At 55.8% G+C, this 25,079-nt stretch carries 22 protein-coding genes; 7 read left to right on the top strand and 15 right to left on the bottom strand.

The window, feature by feature from the left end:
• Positions 1–17 precede the first annotated feature (17 nt).
• The gene (locus tag ABIE64_RS10455; protein WP_354377380.1) at positions 18–1,745 is read right to left on the bottom strand and encodes a cytochrome D1 domain-containing protein; all 1,728 of its coding nucleotides are present in this window, start codon (positions 1,743–1,745) and stop codon (positions 18–20) included.
• A 199-nt stretch (positions 1,746–1,944) separates the two neighbouring features.
• Here ABIE64_RS10455 and ABIE64_RS10450 point away from each other — a divergent pair, with 199 nt between their 5' ends.
• The 4 genes from ABIE64_RS10450 to ABIE64_RS10435 all read left to right on the top strand — a co-directional run bounded on the left by ABIE64_RS10450 (position 1,945) and on the right by ABIE64_RS10435 (position 4,911).
• Positions 1,945–2,736, top strand: coding sequence for a CbiX/SirB N-terminal domain-containing protein (locus ABIE64_RS10450; RefSeq protein ID WP_007089812.1), 792 nt, complete (start codon positions 1,945–1,947; stop codon positions 2,734–2,736).
• Complete coding sequence (locus ABIE64_RS10445) at positions 2,723–3,391, top strand: Crp/Fnr family transcriptional regulator (protein ID WP_007089811.1); 669 nt, start codon at positions 2,723–2,725, stop codon at positions 3,389–3,391. Before ABIE64_RS10450 ends, ABIE64_RS10445 begins: the two co-directional genes overlap by 14 nt.
• 70 nt (positions 3,392–3,461) lie before the next feature.
• Positions 3,462–4,238, top strand: a complete 777-nt coding sequence (locus ABIE64_RS10440) for a Crp/Fnr family transcriptional regulator (protein WP_097051928.1) — start codon at positions 3,462–3,464, stop codon at positions 4,236–4,238.
• Positions 4,216–4,911: a Crp/Fnr family transcriptional regulator gene (locus ABIE64_RS10435; protein WP_062960761.1), complete on the top strand. Its 696-nt coding sequence runs from the start codon at positions 4,216–4,218 to the stop codon at positions 4,909–4,911. Before ABIE64_RS10440 ends, ABIE64_RS10435 begins: the two co-directional genes overlap by 23 nt.
• Before the next feature lie 1,383 nt (positions 4,912–6,294).
• Here ABIE64_RS10435 and ABIE64_RS10430 read toward each other — a convergent pair.
• The 4 genes from ABIE64_RS10430 to ABIE64_RS10415 are packed head-to-tail and all read right to left on the bottom strand — an operon-like array spanning position 6,295 to position 11,454.
• Positions 6,295–6,846, bottom strand: coding sequence for a sarcosine oxidase subunit gamma (locus ABIE64_RS10430; RefSeq protein WP_354377379.1), 552 nt, complete (start codon positions 6,844–6,846; stop codon positions 6,295–6,297).
• Positions 6,847–6,878: 32 nt separating this feature from the next.
• Positions 6,879–9,872: a sarcosine oxidase subunit alpha gene (locus ABIE64_RS10425; protein ID WP_354377378.1), complete on the bottom strand. Its 2,994-nt coding sequence runs from the start codon at positions 9,870–9,872 to the stop codon at positions 6,879–6,881.
• Positions 9,869–10,189, bottom strand: a complete 321-nt coding sequence (locus tag ABIE64_RS10420) for a sarcosine oxidase subunit delta (protein ID WP_354377377.1) — start codon at positions 10,187–10,189, stop codon at positions 9,869–9,871. The genes ABIE64_RS10425 and ABIE64_RS10420 overlap by 4 nt, the downstream gene beginning before the upstream one ends.
• An 11-nt stretch (positions 10,190–10,200) precedes the next feature.
• Positions 10,201–11,454, bottom strand: a complete 1,254-nt coding sequence (locus ABIE64_RS10415; RefSeq protein ID WP_354377376.1) for a sarcosine oxidase subunit beta family protein — start codon at positions 11,452–11,454, stop codon at positions 10,201–10,203.
• Between the two features lie 245 nt (positions 11,455–11,699).
• Here ABIE64_RS10415 and ABIE64_RS10410 point away from each other — a divergent pair, with 245 nt between their 5' ends.
• Positions 11,700–12,647: a 2-hydroxyacid dehydrogenase gene (locus tag ABIE64_RS10410; protein ID WP_354377375.1), complete on the top strand. Its 948-nt coding sequence runs from the start codon at positions 11,700–11,702 to the stop codon at positions 12,645–12,647.
• A 66-nt stretch (positions 12,648–12,713) separates the two neighbouring features.
• The gene (locus ABIE64_RS10405) at positions 12,714–13,094 is read left to right on the top strand and encodes a winged helix-turn-helix domain-containing protein (RefSeq protein ID WP_354377374.1); all 381 of its coding nucleotides are present in this window, start codon (positions 12,714–12,716) and stop codon (positions 13,092–13,094) included.
• Here the strand turns inward: ABIE64_RS10405 and modC are convergent.
• From modC to ABIE64_RS10365, 8 genes are all read right to left on the bottom strand, one after another.
• The gene (gene modC, locus ABIE64_RS10400) at positions 13,091–14,206 is read right to left on the bottom strand and encodes a molybdenum ABC transporter ATP-binding protein (protein WP_354377373.1); all 1,116 of its coding nucleotides are present in this window, start codon (positions 14,204–14,206) and stop codon (positions 13,091–13,093) included. The genes ABIE64_RS10405 and modC overlap by 4 nt on opposite strands.
• On the bottom strand, positions 14,203–14,895 hold the full coding sequence (gene modB / locus ABIE64_RS10395) for a molybdate ABC transporter permease subunit (protein ID WP_085644179.1): 693 nt from the start codon (positions 14,893–14,895) through the stop codon (positions 14,203–14,205). The genes modC and modB overlap by 4 nt, the downstream gene beginning before the upstream one ends.
• 6 nt (positions 14,896–14,901) lie before the next feature.
• Complete coding sequence (modA, locus tag ABIE64_RS10390; RefSeq protein ID WP_354377372.1) at positions 14,902–15,690, bottom strand: molybdate ABC transporter substrate-binding protein; 789 nt, start codon at positions 15,688–15,690, stop codon at positions 14,902–14,904.
• Positions 15,691–15,872: 182 nt separating this feature from the next.
• Positions 15,873–16,388, bottom strand: a complete 516-nt coding sequence (locus ABIE64_RS10385) for a hypothetical protein (RefSeq protein WP_354377371.1) — start codon at positions 16,386–16,388, stop codon at positions 15,873–15,875.
• 75 nt (positions 16,389–16,463) lie between these two features.
• On the bottom strand, positions 16,464–17,153 hold the full coding sequence (locus ABIE64_RS10380) for an exonuclease domain-containing protein (RefSeq protein WP_354377370.1): 690 nt from the start codon (positions 17,151–17,153) through the stop codon (positions 16,464–16,466).
• Positions 17,154–17,155: 2 nt separating this feature from the next.
• Positions 17,156–19,024 (bottom strand): DUF294 nucleotidyltransferase-like domain-containing protein, encoded by a 1,869-nt coding sequence (locus tag ABIE64_RS10375; RefSeq protein ID WP_354377369.1) that lies wholly within the window; start codon positions 19,022–19,024, stop codon positions 17,156–17,158.
• 113 nt (positions 19,025–19,137) lie between these two features.
• Positions 19,138–20,904, bottom strand: coding sequence for a sodium:solute symporter family protein (locus ABIE64_RS10370; RefSeq protein ID WP_354377368.1), 1,767 nt, complete (start codon positions 20,902–20,904; stop codon positions 19,138–19,140).
• A 36-nt stretch (positions 20,905–20,940) separates the two neighbouring features.
• Entirely contained in the window at positions 20,941–21,198 is a 258-nt protein-coding gene (locus ABIE64_RS10365; RefSeq protein WP_007089795.1) for a DUF4212 domain-containing protein, read from the bottom strand.
• A 538-nt stretch (positions 21,199–21,736) separates the two neighbouring features.
• Here ABIE64_RS10365 and ettA point away from each other — a divergent pair.
• The gene (gene ettA, locus ABIE64_RS10360; protein WP_007089794.1) at positions 21,737–23,419 is read left to right on the top strand and encodes an energy-dependent translational throttle protein EttA; all 1,683 of its coding nucleotides are present in this window, start codon (positions 21,737–21,739) and stop codon (positions 23,417–23,419) included.
• Between the two features lie 121 nt (positions 23,420–23,540).
• Here the strand turns inward: ettA and ABIE64_RS10355 are convergent, their stop codons facing one another.
• Positions 23,541–24,188, bottom strand: coding sequence for an MlaC/ttg2D family ABC transporter substrate-binding protein (locus tag ABIE64_RS10355; protein ID WP_233495338.1), 648 nt, complete (start codon positions 24,186–24,188; stop codon positions 23,541–23,543).
• A gap of 14 nt (positions 24,189–24,202) precedes the next feature.
• Positions 24,203–24,988 carry an MlaA family lipoprotein gene (locus ABIE64_RS10350; protein WP_341364753.1) on the bottom strand — a complete coding sequence of 262 codons (786 nt, stop codon included), beginning with the start codon at positions 24,986–24,988 and terminating at the stop codon, positions 24,203–24,205.
• Positions 24,989–25,079 lie beyond the last annotated feature (91 nt).

Raw genomic sequence — 25,079 nt, 5'->3', positions numbered from 1 at the left:
GCCTCCGGTTCTGCAGATCAGTAGATGTCGTGTTGGGTGTTGTAGATGTTGAATTTGCCCGTCGGGGTCACAAGGCGATCATCTTTGATGACCTTCTTGAGCTTCCGGGTTTTGTCATCAACAATCACAATGGCTGACTTTTCAGCTTTGCCGTTCCAGACAGAGAACCAGATTTCAGTACCCTGTTTGTTATATTCACCCTGAACGACGCGCTGGGCACCTTCGTCGCCCAGATCGGCCCATTCGGCAATCGGCAGTGTTTCAACACCGGCATCAAGGTTGTTGATGTCAAGGACACCAACCGAATGATAAATTTCGGCATCCGAGTTTAGCGGCGCATCAACCCAAAGGTTTTTCGAATTCGGGTGGGTTTTGATAAACAGTGAACCGCCACCGAGCCCGTCAATGGATGCCGCCATTTTCCACGCATTTTCCGGATGTTTTTCCGGATCGGTACCGATCAATGCAATGGTGTCATCGCCAAGATGACTGGTTGCCCAGACCGGACCGAGTTCCGGGTGGATGAAGTTCGCCCCGCGACCCGGATGCGGGGTTGTGCCGACCTCGACAAGTTTGGTCAGTTTACGTTCTTTGGTATCTATAACGGCGACTGTGTCACGAGCATTGGCGGCAACCATGAAATATCGACCGGATGAATCAAAACCACCGTCATGGAGAAACCGTTCGGCACTTATTGAAGTGACTTGCAAGGCGTCGAGATCTTCGTAATTTACCAGAAGTACCTTGCCGGTTTCCTTAACGTTAACGACAAATTCCGGGTTGTAATGTGAGGATACAATCGCGGCAACGCGAGGCTCAGGGTGATATTCCTGTTCATCATATGTCATGCCGCGAGTAGAGACGATTTTAAGTGGCTCAAGCGTTTCGCCATCCATAATTGTGAATTGTGGTGGCCAGTATGAGCCCGCAATCGCGTAACGATCCTCCCAACCTTTCATTTTAGAAGTTTCGACTGAACGAGCTTCCAAACCAACTTTGATCGTTGCAACGATCTTGGGATCCTTCATCCATAGGTCGATCATATCGATTTTTGCATCGCGACCGATAACCATGAGGTAACGCCCGGACGCGGATACACGTGAAATATGAACGGCATATCCAGTGTCGATGACATATTTGATCTTGTAGTCGTGGCCGTCGATCAGTGCGATCTGACCCGCATCACGAAGTGTGACCGAGAACAGATTCTCGATATCGAGATCATTCATTTTTTGGGTCGGGCGCTGGTCGACTGGAACAATGACTTTCCAGCTTTCTTTCATCGCGGCCATGCCCCATTCTGGCGGTTGAGGCGGGTCCTGCATGACATATCGCGCCATGATGTCGATTTGCTCTTCTGTCAAATCTCCGGAGGTTCCCCAGTTTGGCATACCAGCTGGCGATCCATAGGTAATGAAGTCATGCAGATAGTCATAACCAAGAGCGCGGGTGCGGTCCGTTGTCAGGGCCGGGCCCGTTGCACCATTGCGCAACACGCCGTGGCAACCTGCGCAACGTTCAAAGAAAATCTTGCGGCCCTGATTGAATTCATCGGCCGTCATCGTTGGCACACCTTCGTGTGTACCGGGTTGCGACCCATCGGTCGGAAGTGACTCGAGACTGGGTTCATAGGTGCTTTCGCTTTCAGGATGTTTTTCCTGGGCGATTGCCACCGAGGCAAAGATAAGGCCGAAACCAAGTGCAAGCGGCGCTGCCGACCGTCTCAGCCGAGTTGTGAGTTTCATGCGTCCCTCCATTAGGAAAATGAAAGCCTTCGCTCCCGGTTGCGGAGATTTGATCTTTCGACGCGAGCCAGCCTTGATGATGATCAAATAACCATATGAACATTGTGGTTTTGAGCCGTGCCACTCTTGACGGGAGTCAATACGCTTGGGGGAAAAGCCCGCAAAATGCGTTCAGAGAGAGTGAAACAGGGGAATGGTTATGTCCGTCTGCGATCCGGTTTTGATGATTGTCGCGCATGGAACGCGACGAACTGGTGCAGTGCCCGGCGGGATGTTTTCCGCGCATCTGCAACGTCAGTTACCGCATTTCGACATCCGCCTTTCATTTTTGCGATCAACGCCATCAGCGGGAAATGTGTTGAAGGTCATGACGCGGAATTCGGCGTCTGACGTGCTTGTCTTCCCCCTGTTCTTTACGCCGGGCGCCGGTTTGGTGGCGGAACTGTCCGCACTTGTTGCCGATGCCCGGTTGGAAGCGGAGGCACTTCTGCCGTTCGCAGGACATTTGTCTGGATATGACCGCATGTTGGCGGCACGAATTGCCCAGCGATTAAAGGCCGGTGGAAATCAAAAGGATAAAAAGGCAATTTTTCTGGTGGCTCACGGGCAGAAGCAGGACATCTGCCCGTCGCCCGAAATGCAGCAGTTGCGAGCGATACTTTCGCACCATCTTGATCACGACGAAATCTACAATGTCCAGATTGATGGCCAACCGTCTCTCGCCAACTGGCGAAACATGACAAGGTGCAGAAATGCCCTTTTTGTTCCCCTTATGACGGGGGATGGGGCGCATTGCCGCATTGATATTCCGGCTTCTGTTAATTCCCGGTCTGATGAGAAAGTCGGCATGCTCGCGCCGGTTGGCACGTGGTGGGAGTTGTCTTCGCTGTTGGCCGATCATTTGAATTGCGGCCGACATCATCGCAAAAGCAGTTGTCAACCATCGCAGTCAGCTCGGACAGAGTTTGGAGCCGATCATGTCACGCCGTAACCTGAATGATGCGGATTTCAGTCTGATGTCGAAGGTGGCAGTTCTTTCTGCCTTCTCGCGCGATGAAATCGTATCGATGACAAATGGTGCGACCGTTGTGATTTATAACGGCCGTGAATTGCTGTTTAGCGAGGGGGAGCCCGCCGAACAGTTCTTTATTGTCATCAAGGGGCAGGTGCGTCTGTTTCGAATTCTCGGTGACGGGCGTGTCGCCCTTTTTCATCTTGTTTCAGCAGGCGAGTCTTTTGCCGAGGCTGTGGTCCTTTCCGGACAAAAGTATCCGGTATCTGCCGAATGCGATCCGGGCAGCCAGATCATCGCAATCAGCAGGCTACAACTGGTCAATCGCCTGAGGAATGACAAGGCGATGATTGGTCGGATGATGCAGTCATTGATCGAGAGGGAACGGTTTTTCTACAGGGAGCTCAATGATTTGCGCCAGCGAAGCCCATCGCAGCGCCTTGCCGGGTTTTTGCTCTCGCAGTCTGACGATGCGGAAATCGTACCCAAGCATGTCATCGCAAACCGGATCGGTGTCACCCCGGAAACATTCTCACGTGCATTGCGCAAACTTGAAGACGACGGATTTATTGCCCGGGATACAAGGATGAGCATCCTTGATGTAGAAGGGCTAAGGCAGTTCTCGCGCCGATAAGCGTTTTCCGATCAAAATTGATCTGGAACAAACTTGATCATCTGGGCTGATGTTAGAGTTATTCCAGTAAATGCAATCTTCCCTTTTTTCTACAATGGACGATGCCGTGATGAATGATGTCGAACGCATTTCCGGTGTTCTTCGCTTTGCGAACTATTTCCGAACATGGCCGCAGGAAGATATCCTTGAACTGGCATCCCTATGCCGGTGGGTCAGGTTTGACACTGATACAATGATGATTTCGGCAGATGAACCGGCGTCAGCGCTTTATCTGATTGTGAACGGGCATGTCGAATTGTCTTTCAAGGATCAGGACGGTAAAGACGGGGTCATTGATCTTCTGGGGAATGGTCAGCTTGTCGGGGAATGCGCATTGGTGCCCGATGGCTGTTATGCGGTTTCGGTTCGTACCTTGGAGGCAACAACCGCGGTTCGTATTGATGGTGCTGGCTTTGCTGATTTTCTTGCGGCCCATTTCGACCGTGCACTGACCATGATGTCGGCCATGACAGAACGGTTGTGTCAGATGTTGCGACAGGCCGAAGAACTTAAATGCCGGTCTGCGGCACAACGTCTGGGGATCTATTTCCTGGCAGATGCGGTGCCGATTGACGGTGTGCATGAAACACCCCTGACCATTGAAAAGTCTGCCTTGGCCCGCAAGTTGGGAATGACCAGCGAAACGATCTCTCGCGCGCTTAAGAAACTTTCTGAAATTGGTGTTTCGCAACATGCCAATGGTCACATTATCCGGATTGCAGATGCGGAAATGCTGGCCGATTGGTGCGGGTTGTCTGGGAATGATGCCAAGGAAGGGGGCGAAGATGCGTTCAAGACCGCTGTCTGAAATCGATTACGATATCGTCCGACAGGTCCCGTTTCTGTCTGCTCTTGGCGGGGTGCGGCTTGATAATCTGATGGCAAAATGTCGGGTTGAATGCCATTCGCGCGGCGAACATCTGTTTCGTGCCGGTGATGTTGCCCGTAACTTCTATGTTCTGCTTTCCGGGCACTTGCGCCTTGTAAAGGTTTCCCCGCAGGGCGAAGAAACCGTCATGCATTTCCTGACCCAACCGGGGGCATTCGCCGAAGCCGTTTCGTTGGCCGGTCGGGCATATCCGGTGGAATGCGAAGTCATGGAAGATTGCGAGATCATCGCCATTCCGCGCGATACCTATCTTTCCGTTTTACGCAGTGCGCCCGATGTCATGGCCGAAGTCCTTGCCGGACTTCTGCGGTGGGAACGATTCTTCCTCGAAGAAATTTTCAAAATTCGCCACACCAAACCGATCCAGAGAATTGCGTCTTTCCTGATTGATTTCGAAGAAAGAAGTGGCGAGAATCTGGGTGGCGAGGACGAGACGAACTTTCCTGAAAAACGTCAGATCGCAAGCCGGATCGGCATTACGCCAGAAACATTCTCGCGCTCGCTTCGAAAGCTAGAGGCAACAGGCGCAATCGCCGCCGGACCGAAACTGCGCATCCTTGACCGGGCGGTTCTGTACGAGCTTTCGCGCTAGAATTATGACGGCTGGTCTTACCTGTCGCGACGTGGAAATGTCTGCAAAAGGGTTTTCCTCTTCGTGAACAAAAAGGCTGTGGCACATATGCTGCCGAAGCAGCAGGCTGCTTTTATATTCCCGGTATTCGGATCTGTTGGTGGTGCTGTAATTGAGGATTTTCCCGAAGCCGAACCGGGCATCCGATGGGGCGCGTAGGGTGGGGCTCATCAATTGCCACGCAATAGCGAATAGCCATTTCTGGTGGACGTACCCATGAGAGTTGTTTCTAGATTTCCGAGCGCGCAGGCTGCGTCGTGTCGAATCCTCCTTCCCATTCGGCTTCCTTAAAAAGTTCTTGATTTGTTCTTTTTTCTGTGGCATAAGAGTAAAGTCAACGGGAGAAATGCACCCGGACGGAAACCCGCAAGGCCTTGTGCCTTGCGGGTTTTTGCGTTTGGGGCTGAAGGAAAGAGGATATCAGGATGCAGCGGCAAAGACGCGGAAATAGACACAGGCAGGGCGGCGGGGCATTCCGCAGGATATGGGGCGGCGGATGGCGGAGCCATAATGGCGGCATTCTGCCCGAAGGCTAGGACGAGGACTAGTACGAGGGCTAGGGGGGGCTAACCCGATCATTTGTCATGACGGGAGAGGTGCGTCTTTTTGAGGAGGGAGCTTTAAATTTGCCGGGAGCGGCAACGATGGCAGCAGGGGGGCAGCGTTGAGCTGTGGCCCGTCAAGGGTGGACCGGCGGGGCCCATGAGCCCGAAATGTGTCCGGGCTCCATTGGTTACCGAAAATATCGCCATGGCTGGGAGTGATCGGAGCGGGACGTGGGCCCGCAGACCGTCCGTTGCCGAGGATGGCGAATGCCCGAAATGTGTCCGGACTTCATCGGTTACCGGAAATGTCGACATGGCCGGGAGTGATGGGAGCGGGACGTGGGCCCGGAGACCGTCCGTTGGCGAGGATGGCGAACGCCCGAAGTGTGTCCGGACTTCATCGGTTGCGGGAAGTGCTGCCGTGGCCGGGAGTGATCGGAGCGGAACGTGGACCCGGAGACCGCCCGTTGGAGAGGTTGGTGAATGCCCGAAATGTGTCCGGACTTCATCGGTTGCCGGAAATGTCGCCATGGCCGGAAGACCGGAGTAGGCCGTGAGGTCGAAGGCGGCCTGTCTGCTGCCGCGTTGGCTGGGATGCTGAAGCCCCGCGTTCGTCCGGACTTCCCGGGTTGTGGGACGTCCGGTTTTGGCGGAGGTGGTTTGTCGTTGGGGCCGTCGTCGGCTGGTGGCGGGTTGGGGTTCGTGGCGTGGCTCTTGCGCGGAAAGCCATGGGTCGAGGCGTCATATCGCAGTGTTGGTCCCGGTTTACGGCAGCTTTGCAACGGTCCCGGGCATCGGGTTATTCGCCCGCAAGTTCAGCGCATCCCGTTTCGAGAAGGGCGATGACATGCGGGGCGAAGGAGCGCCAGAGATCGAGGCGGTAATCCTGTTCGCCATCCCGCCACAGCACCGTCGTGACACCATCAAAAACCGTGCGGCGTGCTTCGCCGGTTGGTAGCTGATCGAGGTCGCGCGGGCATCCGATGGTGATAAGGTCGCTGGCCTTCGGGCCTGTGATACGCACGGTAACCTCACGGTCGGAAATTTCCGTCAGGCTGTGCGGGGTTTGGGCATAGATCGCCGCACAGGCATCGGTGATCGTCGCGGCCTGATCTTCGGGGGCGATGATCGTCCATTCGTCCGGGCCAAGGCATATGATTTCAACGTTCCCTTTGCGCCCGCACTGACCGATTTTGGCCGGAAGGGTTACGCCAAGCGCCTTTGACAGGGCTTTCTGTTCGGGCGTTGCGGCCCGAAGGGAAAAGCGGGCGACAGGGGGCGGAAGTGCTACACGCACGGCGGCGCTTTCGGCCAGTATCCCGGCTTTGGACAGGTCGATATGTGCAGTCATTGCAGTCATCTCCGCTTGTATGACCTTGGAATTTAAAGTTTGAGACGCGCATTTTCGGGGTCGTAAAAGACCGTGCCGGTGATGGTGGCCCTGATCGTCCGGTCGGGCATTGGGATATAAACCGTTTCGCCGGTCTTGCCGTGGCCGCCTTCGATCAGGGCAAGGGCAATCGGGCGACCTGCCGCGTCGCTGTGATAGGATGATGTCACGTGGCCGACCATCTTCATCGGGATCGGCTGGTTCGGATCAAGGACAATCTGCGCGCCTTCTTCAAGTTTGGATACGCCATCATCGGTCAGAAGCCCGACCAGTTGTTTGCGGCCTTCTGCCGTCAGGTCCGGGCGGTTAAGGGCCCGCATTCCGACAAAGTCGGGCTTGTTTTTGCCAACCGCCCATCCGGAACCCGCGTCATAAGGCGTCACCGTCCCGTCGGTATCCTGACCGACAATGATGAAGCCCTTTTCGGCACGCAGGACATGCATGGTTTCGGTGCCATAGGGGCAGATATCGTATTTCTGACCCGCCGCGAACAGCGTTTCCCAAAGGGCGCGGCCATGACGGGCAGGGACATTGACCTCAAAGCCAAGCTCGCCCGTGAAGCTGACCCGGAACAGGCGGGCCGGGAAACCGGCAACCGAGCATTCGGCAATCGACATATGCGGGAAGGCTTCGTCGGAAATATCGAGCCCCTCGACAAACGGGGCCAGAAGATTGCGCGCATTCGGACCGTTCAGCGCAATGGTCGCCCATTGTTCGGTGGTCGAGGTCAGCCAGACTTTCAGATCCGGCCATTCCGTCTGAAGGTAATCTTCCATCATGTTCAATACACGCGCAGCCCCGCCGGTGGTGGTGGTGATGTGGAAACGGTCATCGGTCAGACGGCCAATCACGCCGTCATCGCGGATATAGCCATCATCGCCAAGCAAAAGGCCATAACGGGTGCGACCGGGGGCAAGTTTGGTCCAGGGGTTGGTATACATGCGGTTCATGAATTCGACCGCATCGGGGCCGACCACCTCGATCTTGCCAAGGGTGGATGCGTCAAACATGCCAAGCGATTTGCGCGTTTCGCGGCATTCGCGACGCACGGCGGCGTCCATGTCTTCGCCGTCCTTGGGGAAATACCATGCACGACGCCACAGGCTGACCGGTTCGAACACCGCACCGTTTTCTTCGGCCCAGCTATCGATGGGGGGTTTGCGGGTGACTTCGAAATGATCGCCCTTGTGATAGCCGACAAACGCCCCGAACGTCGTCGGGGTATAGGGCGGGCGGAAGGTGGTCAGGCCGACTTCGGGCTGTTTCTTGCCAAGTGCATCGGCGGCAATGTTCAGGCCGTTGATGTTTGACATCTTGCCCTGATCGGTTGCCATGCCATTGGTGGTGTAGCGTTTGACATGTTCGATCGAGCGCATGCCTTCGCGCACGGCAAGGCGCAGATCCTTGGCCGTCACATCGTTCTGATAATCGACAAAGGCGCGGGCCTTGCCAGCATCAAGGTCGGTCGGAAGTTCGGTGTGGCTGGCACCCGAACCGGGGCGGTCATCGGCAACCGAAAGCGTTTTGACCGTTGTGGTTTTGCCAAGCGCCCTGGCCGCAACAGCCCCCATCGCGAACCCGTCATTAAGGGCGGCTTCGATCCCCCAAAGGCCACGACCGGCACCGGCGATCTGGCAATCCTCGGTAATGCGGTCGGGCAGGAAGGTCTGGCTGTCGTCATCCCATTTAAGCGATCCCTTGGTATGGGAAAACAGATGGAGCGACGGGGTCCAGCCCCCGCAAACCAGAAGGCTGTCGCAAGCCAATGTCTGGGCGGCCAGAACGGTGCCATTTTCAACCTTGTTGATCCGCACCGATTTGATGCGCAGGCGGCCCGAGGTGCCGGTTGTGGTATAACCGGCAAAGACCGTGATCCCGCGTGATGTGGCTTCTTTGACAAGGTCGGCATTCGGGTTCGGGCGGGTGTCGACAATGGCTTCGATCTTCGTTCCGGCAGATGCCAGATCAAAGGCCGCATACCATGCGCTGTCATGGCTGGTGACCGCGACGGCCCTGTTACCCACGCGCACGCCATAGCGGTTCAGATAGGTTTGCGCCGACCCGGCCAGCATCACGCCCGGACGATCATTGCCATCAAATACCAGCGGCTTTTCAAGGGCACCCTGCGCCAGAATGACCTGTTTGGCGCGCACCCGCCACATGCGTTCCCGCGGGGTGCTGGCGGCCGGTTTTTCGAGATGATCGGTCAGTTTCTGACACAGGCCGATCATGTTCTGATGGTAATAGCCAATGGCTGTGGTGCGGGTCATGATCCGCACACCAAGTTCGGTCAGGGTATCAAGCTCGGCCTCCAGCCAATCCCATGCCGGTTTGCCGTCAATTTTTGCCTGTGGTTCGCTTAAAATCGTTCCGCCCGGTTCGGCATTTTCATCGACCAGCGTTACGCGCAGTCCGGATTCTGCGGCGGCACGTACGGCGGCAAGACCGGCAGGACCGGCACCGACAACCAGAATATCGGTATGCAGATAACGTGACGCGTAATTGTCCGGATCAGGTTCGGTCGGCGATACGCCAAGACCGGCAGCCGCGCGGATGAAGGGTTCGTAAACCTTGTCCCAGAACGAGCGGGGCCACATGAAGGTCTTGTAATAGAACCCGGCGGAAAACAGCATGTAAAGGCGGTCATTGATCGCGCCGATATCGAATTTCAGGCTGGGATATTTGTTCTGGCTGTTGGTTTTAAGCCCATTCCAGATTTCCTGCACGGTTGCACGCGTGTTGGGTTCAAACTGCCCCTTGCCGCGGCGTGTTCCGATCAGGGCGTTTGGTTCTTCCGAGCCTGCGGCAATCGGGCCGCGTGGACGATGATATTTGAACGAACGCCCCATCAGGTGAACACCATTGGCGATCAGGGCAGATGCGACAGTGTCGCCCTCCAGCCCCTGATAGGTATCACCGTCAAAGGTGAATGAAACCGGCCGATTATGAAGGACCCGGCCACGCCCCGGAACACGGAAAGCGGTCATTTCGAAGGCTCCTTCTTTGCGGCATCTTCAAGCAAAACAGCAAGATCAGGGCGCGCATCGCCTGCCTTGTATGTCGTCAGGAACCGGTCCGAAACGGTATCGCGCACGGCGTTAAAGAACCGGCCACAGCCATGGGCGTGACGCCAGCGTTCGAAATGGGGGCCTTTGACATTGGTGCGGATGAACAGGAAATCGCGCCATTCATCATCGGTTTTGTCCGCCGGATTTTCCGGACGCGCGATATGGGCTTCGCCGCCATAGGTGAATTCCAGTTCCGGCAGCGTTTCATCGCAATAGGGGCAATGGATGAGAAGCATGTTCGTTCTCCTCAGTGTGCGACGGCGGCTGCGGCCGCTTCGTCAATCAGACGGCCGGTCCGGAAACGGTCCAGCGTGAAGGGGGCGTTGATGTCATGCGGGGTGCCTTTGGCAACTGTCCATGCAAGGGTATGGGCAGCTCCCGGTGTGGCCTTGAACCCGCCCGTGCCCCAGCCGCAATTGACGTAAAGACCGGGTACCGGGGTCATGCCAAGGATCGGGGAGCGATCCGGGGTCACATCCACAATACCGCCCCATTTGCGCAACATCCGCATGCGGTTGAAGATCGGGAAAATCTCGCAGATCGCGGCAACCGTATGTTCGATCAGCGGCAGGCCGCCACGCTGGGAATAACTGGTATATTGATCGGTGCCCGATCCGATCACGAGTTCGCCCTTGTCCGACTGGCTGATATAGGCATGCACGGTGTTGGACATGACGACACAGGGGAAGATCGGCTTGACCGGTTCGGATACCAGTGCCTGAAGCGGATAGCTTTCAAGGGGCATGCGCACACCGGCGGTTTCCATAACGACGCTGGTGTGACCGGCAGCCGAAACCGCGACCTTTTTCGCACGAATAAAGCCCTTGGCGGTTTCAACGCCTTCGACCGCGCCATCCGGCCCCCGGCGGATCGCGGCGACCGGGCAGTTCTGGATGATGTCGACACCGCGTTGCGATGCCCCGCGCGCATAGCCCCACGCAACCGCATCGTGGCGGGCGGTTCCGGCACGCATCTGAAGGGCGGCACCGACGACCGGATAGCGTGCGTTGGGCGAAATATTTAGCGGTGGGCAGAATTCCTTGGCTTCCTCGGCCGTGAGCCAGCGGTTGTCGACACCGTTCAGGCGGTTGGAATGGATGTGGCGCTGAAACGATTGAACGTCATGAACATTATGCGCGAGCATCAGAACGCCGCGGCGCGAAAACATGACGTTGTAATTCAGATCCTGGCTAAGACCTTCCCAAAGATCAACGGCATGGTCATAAAGACGGGCACTTTCATCATAAAGATAGTTTGACCGGATGATCGTGGTGTTACGCCCGGTATTGCCACCACCAAGCCAACCCTTGTCGATCACGGCGACATTGGTAATGCCATGTTCCTTGGCCAGATAGTAAGCCGCGCCAAGCCCGTGACCGCCAGCACCGACAATGACGACGTCATATTCGGCCTTTGGTTGGCTGTCGGGCCATTGCGCCTGCCAGTTCTTTTGTCCTGTAAGAGCATTCTTTAACAGCGACAAAGCAGAAAAATGCGTCATGAGAAGCGGCTCCACCAAGTGTCATGATTTTGCACGATTAGATGTGAATTTGCGACGTCGCGATTGGATATTTGCGTCATATCTGTTGTACATATTCGCCATCCGGAAAGGTAGTGTGCAATGGCGCAGCGACAGGTGGCAAGTGCAGGGCGGCATGTACGATGTTCTGTTAATTTTCCTGTTTTCTTGTTTTACAAGTGCAGGGCCGCTAATCTGATGTTCCCGCCACCAACGGAGAAGCCCCGATGTCACGTTCTGACAAACATATCCTCGTTGTTTCGGCCATCCGGCCGCGTCATATGGAAGAACTGGCCGCGAAATACGAACTGCATCGCTGGGATCAGGCGACGGACAAGGACGCGTTTCTGGCCAAAGTGGCGGACAGGATTACCGCCCTTGTTTCGACCGCCGGGGTCGGGGTGCCGACGGAGCTGATCGGGAAGCTGCCGAACCTTAAGGTCATTACAAGTTTCGGGGTCGGTTATGATGCGATTGATATCGCGGCCTGTACGGCGCGCGGCATTCGCGTTTCCAATACGCCCGATGTTTTGAATGACGATGTGGCCGATACCGCGATCATGCTGCTGCTGGCGACGCTTCGGCGGCTGGTTGTTGGCGACAATTGGGCGCGCAGCGGACAATGGTCGGAAAAGGGAGCGATGCCGTTAACCACAACGGCGCGGGGCAAGAAGCTTGGCATTGTCGGGCTTGGCCGGATCGGGCAGGCGATTGCGTCGCGGGCGGAGCCGATTGGCATGGAAATCGGTTATTTCGGACGGTCCAAAAAACCGGTCGATTATCATTATGAAGCCAATCTGATCGGGCTTGCGAACTGGGCGGATGTTTTGATGATTTCCTGCCCCGGCGGGGCGGCGACACAGGGGATCATCAATGCCGACGTTTTGAAGGCACTTGGCCCGCGTGGTTTTGTCATCAATATCGCCCGTGGTTCGGTGATTGATGAACCGGCCCTGATTGCAGCACTTCGGGATGGCGTGATTGCCGGGGCGGGGCTTGATGTGTTCCATAATGAACCGCATATGGACCGTGCCTTTGCCGGGTTTGACAATGTCGTGCTGTATCCCCACAACGCCAGCGGCACGGTTGAAACCCGCGATGCGATGGCGCAGTTGGTGGTCGATAATCTGGCGCAATGGTTTGCCGACGGGACGCTGGTGAGCCCGGTTAACTGATTGTATCGACACCCGTTTCGCGGTTGGCAGTAGCGCGCATGTGACCAAGGCGCTAGATTGTCCGTCATGAGCAAAACCGACCTTAAAATCCGGCTTAAAATCGAATTGCCCGATGGGGTTCGCCTTGGTTATGGCAAGATCGATCTGCTGCGCGCGATTGATCGTGAACAGTCGATTTCGGCGGCGGCGCGGTCGATGGGCATGTCCTATCGCCGGGCATGGATGCTGCTTGAAGAATTGAACAGAAGCTTTGCCAGTCCGGTTGTTGAAACCCGGATGGGGGGGGCAGGCCGTGGCGGGGCCAGCCTGACCGGGACGGGGATGCGGATCATTGCGATTTACGATGATGCGCAAACCCGTGCGAACGAAGCGTTGGCGGACCAGCTACGCAAGCTTGCCGATGAACTGGCGGGTGATGTATCCCCGCCGACCGAAGAAGGGTCTTAAAGATCGTCGGCGCGCAAATGCCCGTCGACCGTGACCGATTTGATCACCGCAAAGACCTTTTGCCCGATGGCAAGTTTCAGGCGTGTTGCCGACCATTGGGTGATGCGGGCATGGATTGTGCGGTTTTCACCGGTATCGTCATGACCCAGCCCCAGCGTGACATCCAGCGTATCGCCGCCATTATCGGCGATATCGCGGATCGTTACCGGGAGGACGTTATTAGCACTGATCCCGGTCGGGGCGGTTCGGGCAATCATTACATCACGCGCCCGGATATGCAGGCGCACCGGGCTTCCGGATTTCTTGCCAAGGAAGGGCACGACAAATCGTTGCCCGGCACAGTCAAGGAAGCTTACGACCCCCTGCGGGTCGCGGCTTTTGACCGTGGCTGGAAGTACGGTTCCCGTATCGAACTGCCCGGCAAGCGGGGCAAGGTCGGTTCGGCCCAGCATGTCAAATACCGATCCGCTGGCAAGCGTTTTGCCGCCTTCCATCACCACCATATGATCGGCCAGACGGGCGACTTCATCAATCGCGTGGCTGACATAAAGGATCGGCAATTGCCGCGCATCGCGCAGATTTTCCAGATAGGGGATGATCTCGTTCTTGCGGGCCTGATCAAGGGCCGAGAGCGGTTCGTCCAGCAACAGGATTTCCGGATTGCCCAGCAATGCCCGGCCCAGCGAGACGCGCTGTTTCTCGCCGCCGGAAAGAAGGTTGGGGCGGCGCGATAACAGATTGCCGATACCGAGCATCGCGATGACATCATCGCAGGCGGACCGGGTCATTGGCCGGTCGCTGCGTTTATGGGCGTAAAACAAGTTGGCCGCGACACTCAGATGCGGGAACAGTCTGGCATCCTGAAAGACATAACCGACCCGGCGTTTGCGCGGTGCCAGATTGACCCGTTGCATGCTGTCAAATAGAGGGCGGTCGTGGATGGTGATGCGCCCCTGATCCGGGCGCAGCAACCCGGCAATCGCATTGATGATCGTGGTTTTGCCGCTGCCCGACGGGCCAAAAAGGGCGGTAATGCCGGGTTCGGCAATGTCGAACTGCGCATGGAGGTCGAGCTTGCCGATCTTGTGGCGGATATCGACGGAAATGCTCATGCGCGGGCCCTTTTGCGAATATGGCGCATGGCAAATTCCGAAAGCACGAGCCCGATCAGGGCAAGTCCAATGGAAATGGCCGCAAGGCGTGCGGCGGCCAGTTCGCCGCCCGGTGTCTGGATCGCGGTATAGATCGCAAGCGGCAGGGTGCGTGTTTCACCCGGAACGTTGGACACGAATGTGATGATGGCCCCAAATTCGCCAAGGCTGGCGGCAAAGGCGGTAATCGCCCCGGCAATGATACCGGGCAGGGCCAGCGGCAATGTCAGGCTGAAGAACCGGTCAACCGGCCCGGCCCCCAGCGTTTCGGCGGCGTGATAAAGGCCGGGGTCGATATTTTCCAGTGCCAGCCTGATGGCGCGCACCTGAAACGGGAAGCTGACAATCCCCGCGGCCAGTGCCGCACCGGTCCAGCTAAAAATCAGGCGGATATCGAACGTTTCCAGCAACCACGCGCCAAGCGGCGCGCGGGTGCCAAAACTGATCAGCAAAAGATAGCCCATCACAACCGGTGGCAGGATCAATGGCAGATGCACCAGTGCATCGACCAAAATCCTGCCCGGAAAGCGCGCCTGCGCCAGAAGGGCAGCGGCCAGAATGGCAAAGGGCAGGGCACATATCACCGCCACGCCGGAAATGCGCAGGCTTAGCAGCAGGGCTTCGATCTCGGCTTCGGTGAGTGTGATCATGGTTTGTTATTGTGTCTTTGGGCTGGTTGCCGGGCGTTTGAAACCATATTCCGCAAAAATGGTGCCCGCGTCATCCCCCAAAAGCCACGCCAGCAATTTTGCGGTTGCGGGTTTGGTCTGTCCGTCCGTGATGGCAACCGGATAGGTGATGGCCGGATGACTGTTTTCGGGGAAGGTGGCAATGATTTTAACATCGGTCGCGATGGCGGCATCGGTGGCATAGACAATGCCAAGCGGTGCCTCGCCCCGTTCCACCAGTGCCAGGGCGGCGCGCACATTGTCGGCACGCGCCAGCCTTGGTTCGACGGTTTCCCACTGACCAAGGTTTTCAAGTGCCTGCCTGGCATAGATGCCTGCGGGGACATGGTCCGGATCGCCAACGGCAATGCGGTCCTCGTCACCAATCAGGTTGGTCAGATCGGTTTGGGAATTGATTGTGATCGGTTCAAGGTTACTGTTGGCGGGGGCAATCAGAACAAGCGCATTGGCCAGAAGATCATGGCGGCTGTTGGCGGCGATCAGATCCTGATCAGCAAGCCAGGTCATCCATTTCTGATTGGCCGAGATGAATAAATCAGCCGGGGCCCCCGCCGCGATCTGACGGGCCAGTGTCGATGAACTGGCATAGGACAGTTGCAATGTGTCGCCGGTTGCCGTGGCATAGCTTTGGGCCACCTGCGTCATGGCATCGGTCAGGCTGGCGGCGGCAAAGACCGTGATTTCTTCGGCGCGGGCGGTGGTTGCGGCAGCCAGAAACAACAGGGACGCAAGAGCGGTTCGGATCAGATCGCGCATGGCAAAATTCCGGGCTGGAGGATGAACGGAGCAGATGATCATTTCCCGCTATATTCAGTGAAATATAGCGGAACGTCAACCATCTGTGCCATCAGATGGAGCCTGCCGGGGCGTGGTGGCCAAAAAAGAAAGGACCGGCATGGCCGATCCTGTTTGGGAATTTTCGGTTGAATTGGATCAGGTCAGTCACAGACCGAACGCAGCGGATCGTTTTCGTCCATCGTAAACCATTCTTCGATGCCAATCGGGAATCCGTTGCCATCAAGGGCGGTTTGAGCGGTGATGTAGCCGCGTGTTCCGCCATTGCAATCCACCAGATGGGTTAGGGCCAGCGTTTCGGCACCCTTTTTCAGAAGCAGGGTCGTGACCCGTTTCTGACCAGGATTGTCCGGATTAGCGACGACCTTTTCCCGGTCAATCGCGGTAAAGCGGTTGATCGGGGCTGAAATCAGTGTCCAGGGAGCAAAGGGATTTTCATCGGCAAAGGTCTGCACGATATCGATCTGGCCGGGCAGGCGACCGGCATAGCGGTCAAACCAGCTGTATTCATCCCAGATCATATAGGCAAACATGCCAATCGCCGCGACAAAGGGGATGACATATTTCGGTGCCTTGCGTCCCCAAAGGCGGAACAGCAACATGACCACACCGGCACAGGCAAAACCGACCACAACGGTCGTGATAATAAACACATACATCCGGCAAGAAGTCCCCTGATTTATTGTTATGACGGGATCGGTCTGGCGGGTGTTCCCGTTTCCCCTGATTACCGATTAACGCAGCACGCGGCGAAGCTCAAGTTCGCCTTTCGGATCACGCTTGGCAATCTGTGCCAGAAACAGGCCCGACGCGGCAATCGCATCCGACAGGGCATTGTGAATACGATAGGGTGGCAGATTATGGGTATGGCGCAGCGTTTCAAGTTTCAGCGCGCCCGATTTCATCGGTTGTCCCTGCCGGTGCAGATCACGAAGAGCCAGCACCAGGGTATCGACGGTCGGAATCTGCAAAGATGCACCAAAGTAACGTTTGCAGGCATGACCAAGGAAACCGAGCTCGATCGGCGCGTGATGGGCCACCAGAACCCGCCCGGCCAGAATGGGTAGGATATGGGCCAGCGCGATCTCGATATCGGGGGCCTGTTCGACGTCGCTGTCGAAAATGCGGTGCACGATTACCGAGCTTTCGCTGAGTTCCTTTTTCGGCCGCACCAGAAGATGCTGACAGCTTGAAAAATCAACTGCGAGCTGACGAATGATCACCAAGCCAATCGAGACGATTTCATCGTGTTTCGGATCGAGACCGGTGGTTTCCAGATCAAGGGCGACAAATTCGACATTCCGGATCGGCATATCGGGATCGGCGGCGGGGATGTCGTAATAGGAACGAAGCGGCCCGGTCGCCCGACGTTGCACCATCTGGCGGTAAAAGTCGCTATCGACGATTTTCTGACGCAGACCCATTGTTATGTCCCGCTTTTGCCAAAGGCGTTCTCAAGGGCGGTCTGCAGGTTTTTGATCACCGAAAATGCGTCTTTCAGATGGGTGCGTTCAAACGCCGACAGGCTTTCGGGATGCAGGAAGTTATCGGGGCGATCCCCGTTGCGGATCTGCCGGACCTGATGTTTCAGCCGGGTGATGCTGATGAATTCAAATGCATCGAGAAGGTCGGACGCCCCCTGTTTGCTGATCGAGGGGAAGGTCATTGCGGCCTCCAGCCGTTCATAGGTGTTGACCGCATCAACACCGTTGGCCAATGCGTGAATACGCGCAAGATCAACAATCGGTACAACCCCGTTATGCTTCATATCGAGCGTGCGGTCATGTTCACCACCACGAACCATCACGAAATTCTTGAAGAAGCCAAGCGGCACGTGATGGGTCAAAGCATTTCCGACCATGTAAGCCAGGAAAATACGGTTGCCCTTGGCTTTGGTGATGATCATGCGATGCAGGTCTTCAAAAATCGACCGCGTCCCGTGGATCGGCCGCAAGTCGAACCAGACGGAGCACAGCATCAATGCCTTGGGTTCAGGCTGTTCGATCCATTTGTTGAAATATTGCTGCCAGACACGGACAGGCTGCCGCCATTCGGCGGTTTTCGCCATCATTTCGCCGGGGCAATAGACATAGCCGACGGTATCAAGGCCATCGCAAACATAATCGGCCAATGACTTGAAATAGTCCCCGTGTTGATCGTGATCATAGGCGTCATCAAGGATCAGGCAATTGTCCTGATCCGACAGGGCGGTCTGTTCCTGTCGCCCCTGCGATCCGCCCGCCATCCAGACATAGGGTACGGGCGGGGGACCAAATTTTTCCTCGGCCAGTTGCAGCAGGCGCGATGTTGCCGCATCCGAAAGTGTTGTGACAATGTGCCCGGCATTGCGCGATGTCGCCCCGGCTTCGATCAGGTTGCTTAGCAGTTCGGGCACCTGTGCGATGACCTTTGCCATATCGGCGGGTCTGGTCATTTTACGAATGCGCCCGACCATATGAACCGCCGAAAGCGATTGGCGGGCCAGCAGATTATTGGTGGTGATCATACCAATCGCCTTACCGTCCTTCATCACCGGAAGGTGTCGGACATTGTGACGCGTCATGGTCAGAAGTGCGTCAAAGGCATAATCGTCCGGCCCGATGCTGATCGGGTTCGGCGTCATGATGTTGGTCACCGGTTCGTCAAACGATCGGGCCTCGGCAACGACCCGATTACGAAGGTCGCGATCGGTCATGATGCCTGCGACTTCATCGCCGTTTTGCGTGATCAGCAGGCAGGAAACCCGTTCGGCGCTCATCAGCTTGCCTGCTTCGAGAATCGATGCGCCGATATCGATACTGACCAGATCACGCGCGATCAGATCGGAAACCCGGATGGACATCAGTTTAAGCTGATCATCATCACGCTTTTCAAGCAACTGCATGCCGCTTCGAAGTCGGGCACCGCCCATCTGTTCAAAGAAGTAATTGAATTGCGGGTATTTCCCCGCCAGATCGTGGAAATCCTTTTCGGGCAGCAGATAGACAAGGCTGTCTTCGAGCATGGTGATGTTGTTGGCGGCCTTGCCATTGCGGAACATCGCGCGTACGCCGAAACATTCACCTTCGCCAAGGCGGGCAAGAAGCTGGCCATCGGGATCGCGTGTTTCGGTTCCGCCTGTCCGGATGATGTGCAGATGCAGGCATTGCTGTTCAGGTGAGAGGACTTTCGTCCCTTTGCGGAAATAGCGCGCGGTCAGGCGTTTGGGCAGGGCATTGATCACGTCGTCAGGCAAAAGGTCGAACGGGTGATGCTGCTTAAGGAAATCGCTGATTTCTTTTAATTCCAGACTCATATGACCTTCCTCCCTGTCGTGATGCATTGTTGCCCGAGTTCGCGGCAAAAGAAAAGGCCCCCGGAGGTAATTCCGGGGGCCAGCAACAGGTTTCTTGCAAACCAGTCGACCGATTAATGGTCAACGGCGCTACCGGCTCCTTTCGGAACACGGATATCTTCAATCATGTGCTGGATATGTTCCGGCGGTTCTGCGGTAACTTTCGAAACGCCGAACGCAACGAGGAAGTTCAGGATCATACCAACAACACCGATGCCTTCCGGCGAAATGCCGAACAGCCAGTTTGCCGGAACGTTTTCGATCAGTACCGGGATAAAGATGCCCTTGTAGGACATGATATAGCCCATGGTGAAGATCAGACCGACCAGCATCCCTGCAATCGCACCTTCGCGGTTAACCTTCTTGGAGAAGATCCCCATGATGATAACCGGGAACAGTGATGCCGCCGCCAAACCGAAGGCGAAGGCCACCACCTGTGCCACGAAGCCAGGCGGGTTGTATCCAAGATAACCGGCAATCACGATTGCGACGGCTGCCGCAATCCGCCCGGCCATCAATTCCTGCCCTTCTGTCATATCTGGCGTAAACGTGCCCTTCAGAAGGTCATGCGAAACGCCCGAGGAAATCACAAGCAACAGACCGGCTGCCGTTGACAGTGCGGCGGCAATACCACCGGCTGCGACAAGGGCAATCACCCAGTTCGGAAGCTGTGCAATTTCCGGGTTGGCCAGAACCATGATGTCCCGGTCAACACTCAGTTCGTTACCGGCCCAGCCATATTCAGCGGCTTTGGCGGCAAATTCGGCATTGGCATCGTTATAGTACTGGATACGACCATCACCGTTCTTGTCTTCAAATTTCAGAAGACCGGTGGCCTCCCAACGGGTCATCCAATCCGGACGATCTTCGATTTTAAGGTTGCCTTCCGGATCACCAACCGCACCGATCTGCACGGTTTCCGTCAGGTTCAGGCGAGCCATCGCACCGACTGCCGGGGCAGTGGTGTAAAGCAGCGCGATGAATACCAGAGCCCAACCGGCCGATGAACGTGCATCACGTACTTTCGGAACGGTGAAGAAGCGGACGATAACGTGCGGCAGACCTGCCGTACCGACCATCAGCGCAAGCGTGATGCAGAAGATGTCGATCGTCGATTTGTTGGTGGTGGTATATTCAAGGAAGCCCAGTTCGGTCACGATCTGGTTTAAACGATCAAGCATATGATCGCCCGTACCGTTAACCGTCGAACCGAATGCCAGCTGCGGCAGCGGATTGCCGGTCAGCTGGAAGGCGATGAAGATTGCCGGAATGGTATAGGCAACGATCAGCACGCAATATTGCGCCACCTGGGTGTAGGTAATCCCCTTCATGCCACCAAGAACGGCATAAACGAAGACGATGCCCATGCCGACGATCAGGCCGGTCAGGAGTTCGACTTCAAGGAAGCGCGAGAACACGATACCGACACCGCGCATCTGACCTGCAACATAGGTGAAGGAAATGAAGATCAGGCAGATAACAGCAACGATACGCGCTGTTTTGGAGTAGTACCGGTCCCCGATGAATTCCGGCACGGTAAATTTACCGTACTTGCGAAGGTAAGGTGCCAGAAGCATTGCCAGCAGGCAGTAGCCGCCAGTCCAGCCCATCAGGTAGACCGAGCCGCCATAGCCAAGGAAGGCAATCAGACCGGCCATTGAAATAAAGGATGCAGCAGACATCCAGTCTGCGGCGGTCGCCATACCGTTGACGACCGGGTTAACGCCCTTGCCAGCGACATAGAACTCGCCGGTGGTGCTCGCACGTGACCAGATCGCGATGCCGATATACAGCGCGAAGCTCAGGCCGACGACGATATAGGTAAGGGTAGTAAGATCCATTTGTCTGTCTCCCCGGATCCGGAATTTTCACCGACGTCAGTCGTCTTCGCGAACGTCGAATTCACGGTCCAGTTTGTTCATCTTGGACACGTAAACGAAAATCAACGCGACAAAGACGTAAATGGACCCCTGTTGGGCGAACCAGAACCCGAGTTCAAAGCCCGCAATCTTGATGTTGTTCATCACATCGACAAACAAGATGCCGAAACCGTAGGAAACGACAAACCAGATGATCAACAAGGTGGTCACCAGTTTTACGTTTCGCTTCCAGTAGGCTGCGCTTTGCTCATCCATAGCGCGTCTCCTTCCTAGAAAATGAAAACTTCCCTGCCGACCGGCTATTGAGTTCTTTTTTTGTGCCGGTCCGCCTGCTTTTGATGCAGTGGTGGTGTTTGCACGCACCATTGCCAACGAATTCGATAACAGTTTTCAGAATGCGCAAGAAGCTAATCATTAGTCGTAGACATTCGCGCGCCCGGGGTTCTCAACCTGCTGGAAATGCTGCAAAAACCTACCAAAACCGCCATTTTTTCGATGTTTTTCTGCGCTGCACAATGGCAGCCTGTTTTTAATCGAAATACGCGTATATTTGCTTGATTATGCATTATTAACGGTTGATTTTCCCCGAGAGGTGTATTTCCGGGCGCGGTTTTGCCCGCGTCGTTTCCACCGATGCAGATTCAAAGCGCATCACAGCGATTGCGATTGTTTGTCATTGTTTGTAAGGGGCCGGTCGGTTACAAACGGGCAAAGCTTTCTGGATGGTCGCATTGCGACCATCCGCATGTCCCGGCATGGCCCGGGATTTCTCACATTTTGGATGGGGAATTTAATGGCATCCTACCAGTATATCTACGTCATGAAGGACCTGACCAAGATCCTTCCGGGCGGTCGCGAACTTTTCAAAGGCATTACGCTATCCTTCCTGCCGGGTGTGAAAATCGGTGTTCTCGGGAACAACGGTGCCGGTAAGTCGACCCTGCTTAAAATCATGGCGGGCATCGAAAAGGATTATTCCGGCGAAGCATGGCCAGCCGAAGGTGTTCGCGTCGGTTACCTTGAACAGGAACCGCAGCTGAACCCGGAAAAGGATGTTCTGGGCAACGTCATGGAAGGTTGCGGTCAGATCGTTGACGATCTCGCACGTTTCAATGAAATCAGCATGGCCTTTGGCGAGCCGATGACCGATGACGAGATGAATAATCTCCTCGCCGAGCAGGGTGAATTGCAGGAACGCATTGATGCGGCCAATGGCTGGGATCTTGAGCGTACGCTTGATATCGCCATGGATGCGCTGCGTTGCCCGCCCAAGGATTCAGATGTGACCAAGCTTTCCGGTGGCGAACGCCGCCGTGTCGCGCTTTGCCGTCTGTTGCTTGCAAAGCCCGACATCCTGCTGCTTGACGAACCGACCAACCATCTGGATGCCGAATCCGTGGCGTGGCTGGAACGTCACCTTGAAGATTATCAGGGTACTGTCATTCTGGTTACCCACGATCGTTACTTCCTTGATAACGTTACCGGCTGGATTCTTGAACTCGACCGTGGTCAGGGCATCCCGTATGAAGGCAACTATTCATCCTGGCTGGAACAGAAGCAGAAGCGTCTGGAACAGGAAGCCCGTCAGGAAGGTAGCCGTCAGAAACAGCTGGCATCCGAGCTTGACTGGATCCGTCAGAACCCGAAAGGCCGTCAGGCGAAATCCAAGGCCCGTGTTCGTGCCTATGACGATCTCGTTGCCGAAGCGGCAAAAGCGGTTCCGGATTCAACCAAGATTGTTATTCCGATTGCCGAACGCCTTGGTAACGAGGTGATCACTGCCGAAGGCCTGACCAAGGCATTTGGTGACAAGCTTCTGTTTGATGATCTGCATTTCCGTCTGCCGCCGGGCGGGATTGTTGGTGTGATCGGTCCGAACGGTGCGGGTAAAACCACTTTGTTCAAAATGCTGACCGGCAGCGATACACCCGATGCTGGGACGCTCAAGATCGGTGAAACGGTCAAGATGGGCTATGTCGATCAGTCGCGTGACTCGCTTGATCCGAACAAAACCGTCTGGCAGGAAGTTTCCGACGGTCTGGACGAAATCCTTCTGGGTAAACGCCCGATGAGCTCGCGCGCCTATGTGTCGCAGTTTGCATTCAAGGGGGCGGATCAGCAGAAAAAGGTCGGGCAGCTTTCCGGTGGTGAACGTAACCGCGTTCATCTTGCCAAGATGCTGAAATCCGGTTCTAACGTCCTGCTGCTCGATGAACCGACCAACGATCTTGATGTCGATACGCTTCGCGCGCTTGAAGAAGGTCTGCTGGAATTTGCCGGCTGTGCCGTGGTTATCTCGCACGATCGTTTCTTCCTTGACCGTATCGCGACCCACATCCTGGCTTACGAAGGCAATTCGCATGTCGAATGGTTCGAAGGCAACTATCAGGAATATGAAGCGGATTATAAACGCCGTTACGGTGACGCGGCCGACCGCCCGCATCGCATCAAATACAAGCCGCTGACGCGCGGTTAACAATAAAAGGCCGCCCACTTTCCTGCCGGGCGGCCTTTCATTATCCCCATCGGGGGATGCATTAAAAAAGCCACCGGAAAATCACCGGTGGCTTTTGATTTCCGTAACGGTCGTGACGGAGTTATTTTCCGACTTTTTCGCGCAGATTTTCGGTCAGCGCAGAGACCTTGCCGCCGTTTTTCTGGATGACGGCGGTGAATTCGTCGCGCTGGGTGATGCCCATGCTCAGCCCTTCGACGGTGACGTCGATGATTTTGTACTCGTCGCCAAATTCACGCAGACGCCAGATAATCGAAACCGGCGGACCATCCGGGCGGACAAACTGCGAATTGACGAAGGTATCCTTGTTCTGCTGTTTCTCGTCGCCGACAACGAACTGCTCGCCATTGAAATCCTTGAACTGGCTGGCGTAGTTAAGCGCCAGATAGTCCTGAAGAAGATCGGCGAACTCGTTGAGTTCTTCCTCGGAGATCGAGCGCCAGTAACGTCCCAGAACAAACCGGGAAATCACATCCATTGCGAAGTAACGGTCCATCAGCGCAACAAAGTTCTGCCGACGGGTATCGTTGCTAAGCGACTGGTCGGTCAGGCCGATAATCGCTTCATTCGCAAGAGTCTTGATTACCTCGGATGCGTTGCTGCTTACTGCGACCTCTACCGTCAGGGACGGCGCGGTGTTTGCATTACCTGCAAATGCAGGACCGGCCAGAAGGCCGGTCGCGCTAACGATTGCTGCCGCCAGTGCGGGAATCGTAAATCTGCTTTTCATGTTCGATCGAACCATTAATTTGCCGCAGCTTCAAACGCATCGTCGAAGTCGGCAGAAGCGCTTTCGTCTTCGAAATTCGGTGCCGAAGGATCTGCACCGTTCCGAATGGCGGCGTTGCGTTGCTGACGGTACAGGCTACGCAATGCAGCATAATAGTCAATCGACGTCTGTTGCAATTCGTTGAGCTGGTTGAGCGTGCGATAGCGTGCGTCAAGTGCGGTCAAAGCCAGCGAACCAAGATAGAGATTATCAAGGGTATCGCTGTTTCGGCTGCCCCAGGTCATCGGGTTTGCCACGTAATCAACGGCAATGCCGGTCGTATCACGCAAGTTCGACGGACCAAGCAGCGGCAGGACGATGTAAGGACCGCCGCCGATACCGTAATGGCCAAGAGTCTGGCCGAAATCTTCTGAATGATATTCGATGCCGAAATCGGCAGCCACATCATTGAAACCAAGGAAGCCGATGGTGGTGTTCATGATGAAGCGCTGAACGGTGTCAGCCGCCTGATCAGGTTCCCCTTGCAGCAGCGAGTTCAATGCATTCACCGGCTCGCCGATGTTGCGCACAAAACTGCGGACAGCGGTTTTTACCGGCTGCGGTGCAATGTCGCGATACCACATGGCGGCTGGGTAAAGGACCATAAAGTCTACGGCACCATTAACCCCGTGCACGACCCGGTTCACCGGTTCGAGAGGGTCATAGTCACTCATGTCCTGTGCCGGCTGGGTGGACGCGCATGCTGTCAGCATGGACAGAGATGCACCAGCGCACAGCGAAAGCAAAGTTCGAAGCTTCATTATTTTTTGCCAAACGATTTTCGATACAAACTTTCCCCGACCCCGAGACGTTTTTGAAATCGGGATTTCAAAAACGCTACCTGTCCTGTTG

The sequence above is a fragment of the Thalassospira sp. MBR-102 genome (assembly GCF_040549275.1).
Classification (GTDB): Bacteria; Pseudomonadota; Alphaproteobacteria; order Rhodospirillales; family Thalassospiraceae; genus Thalassospira; species Thalassospira xiamenensis.
Note: the sequence above shows the minus strand (reverse complement) of the source record. Positions and strands in the feature narration are given on the sequence as shown.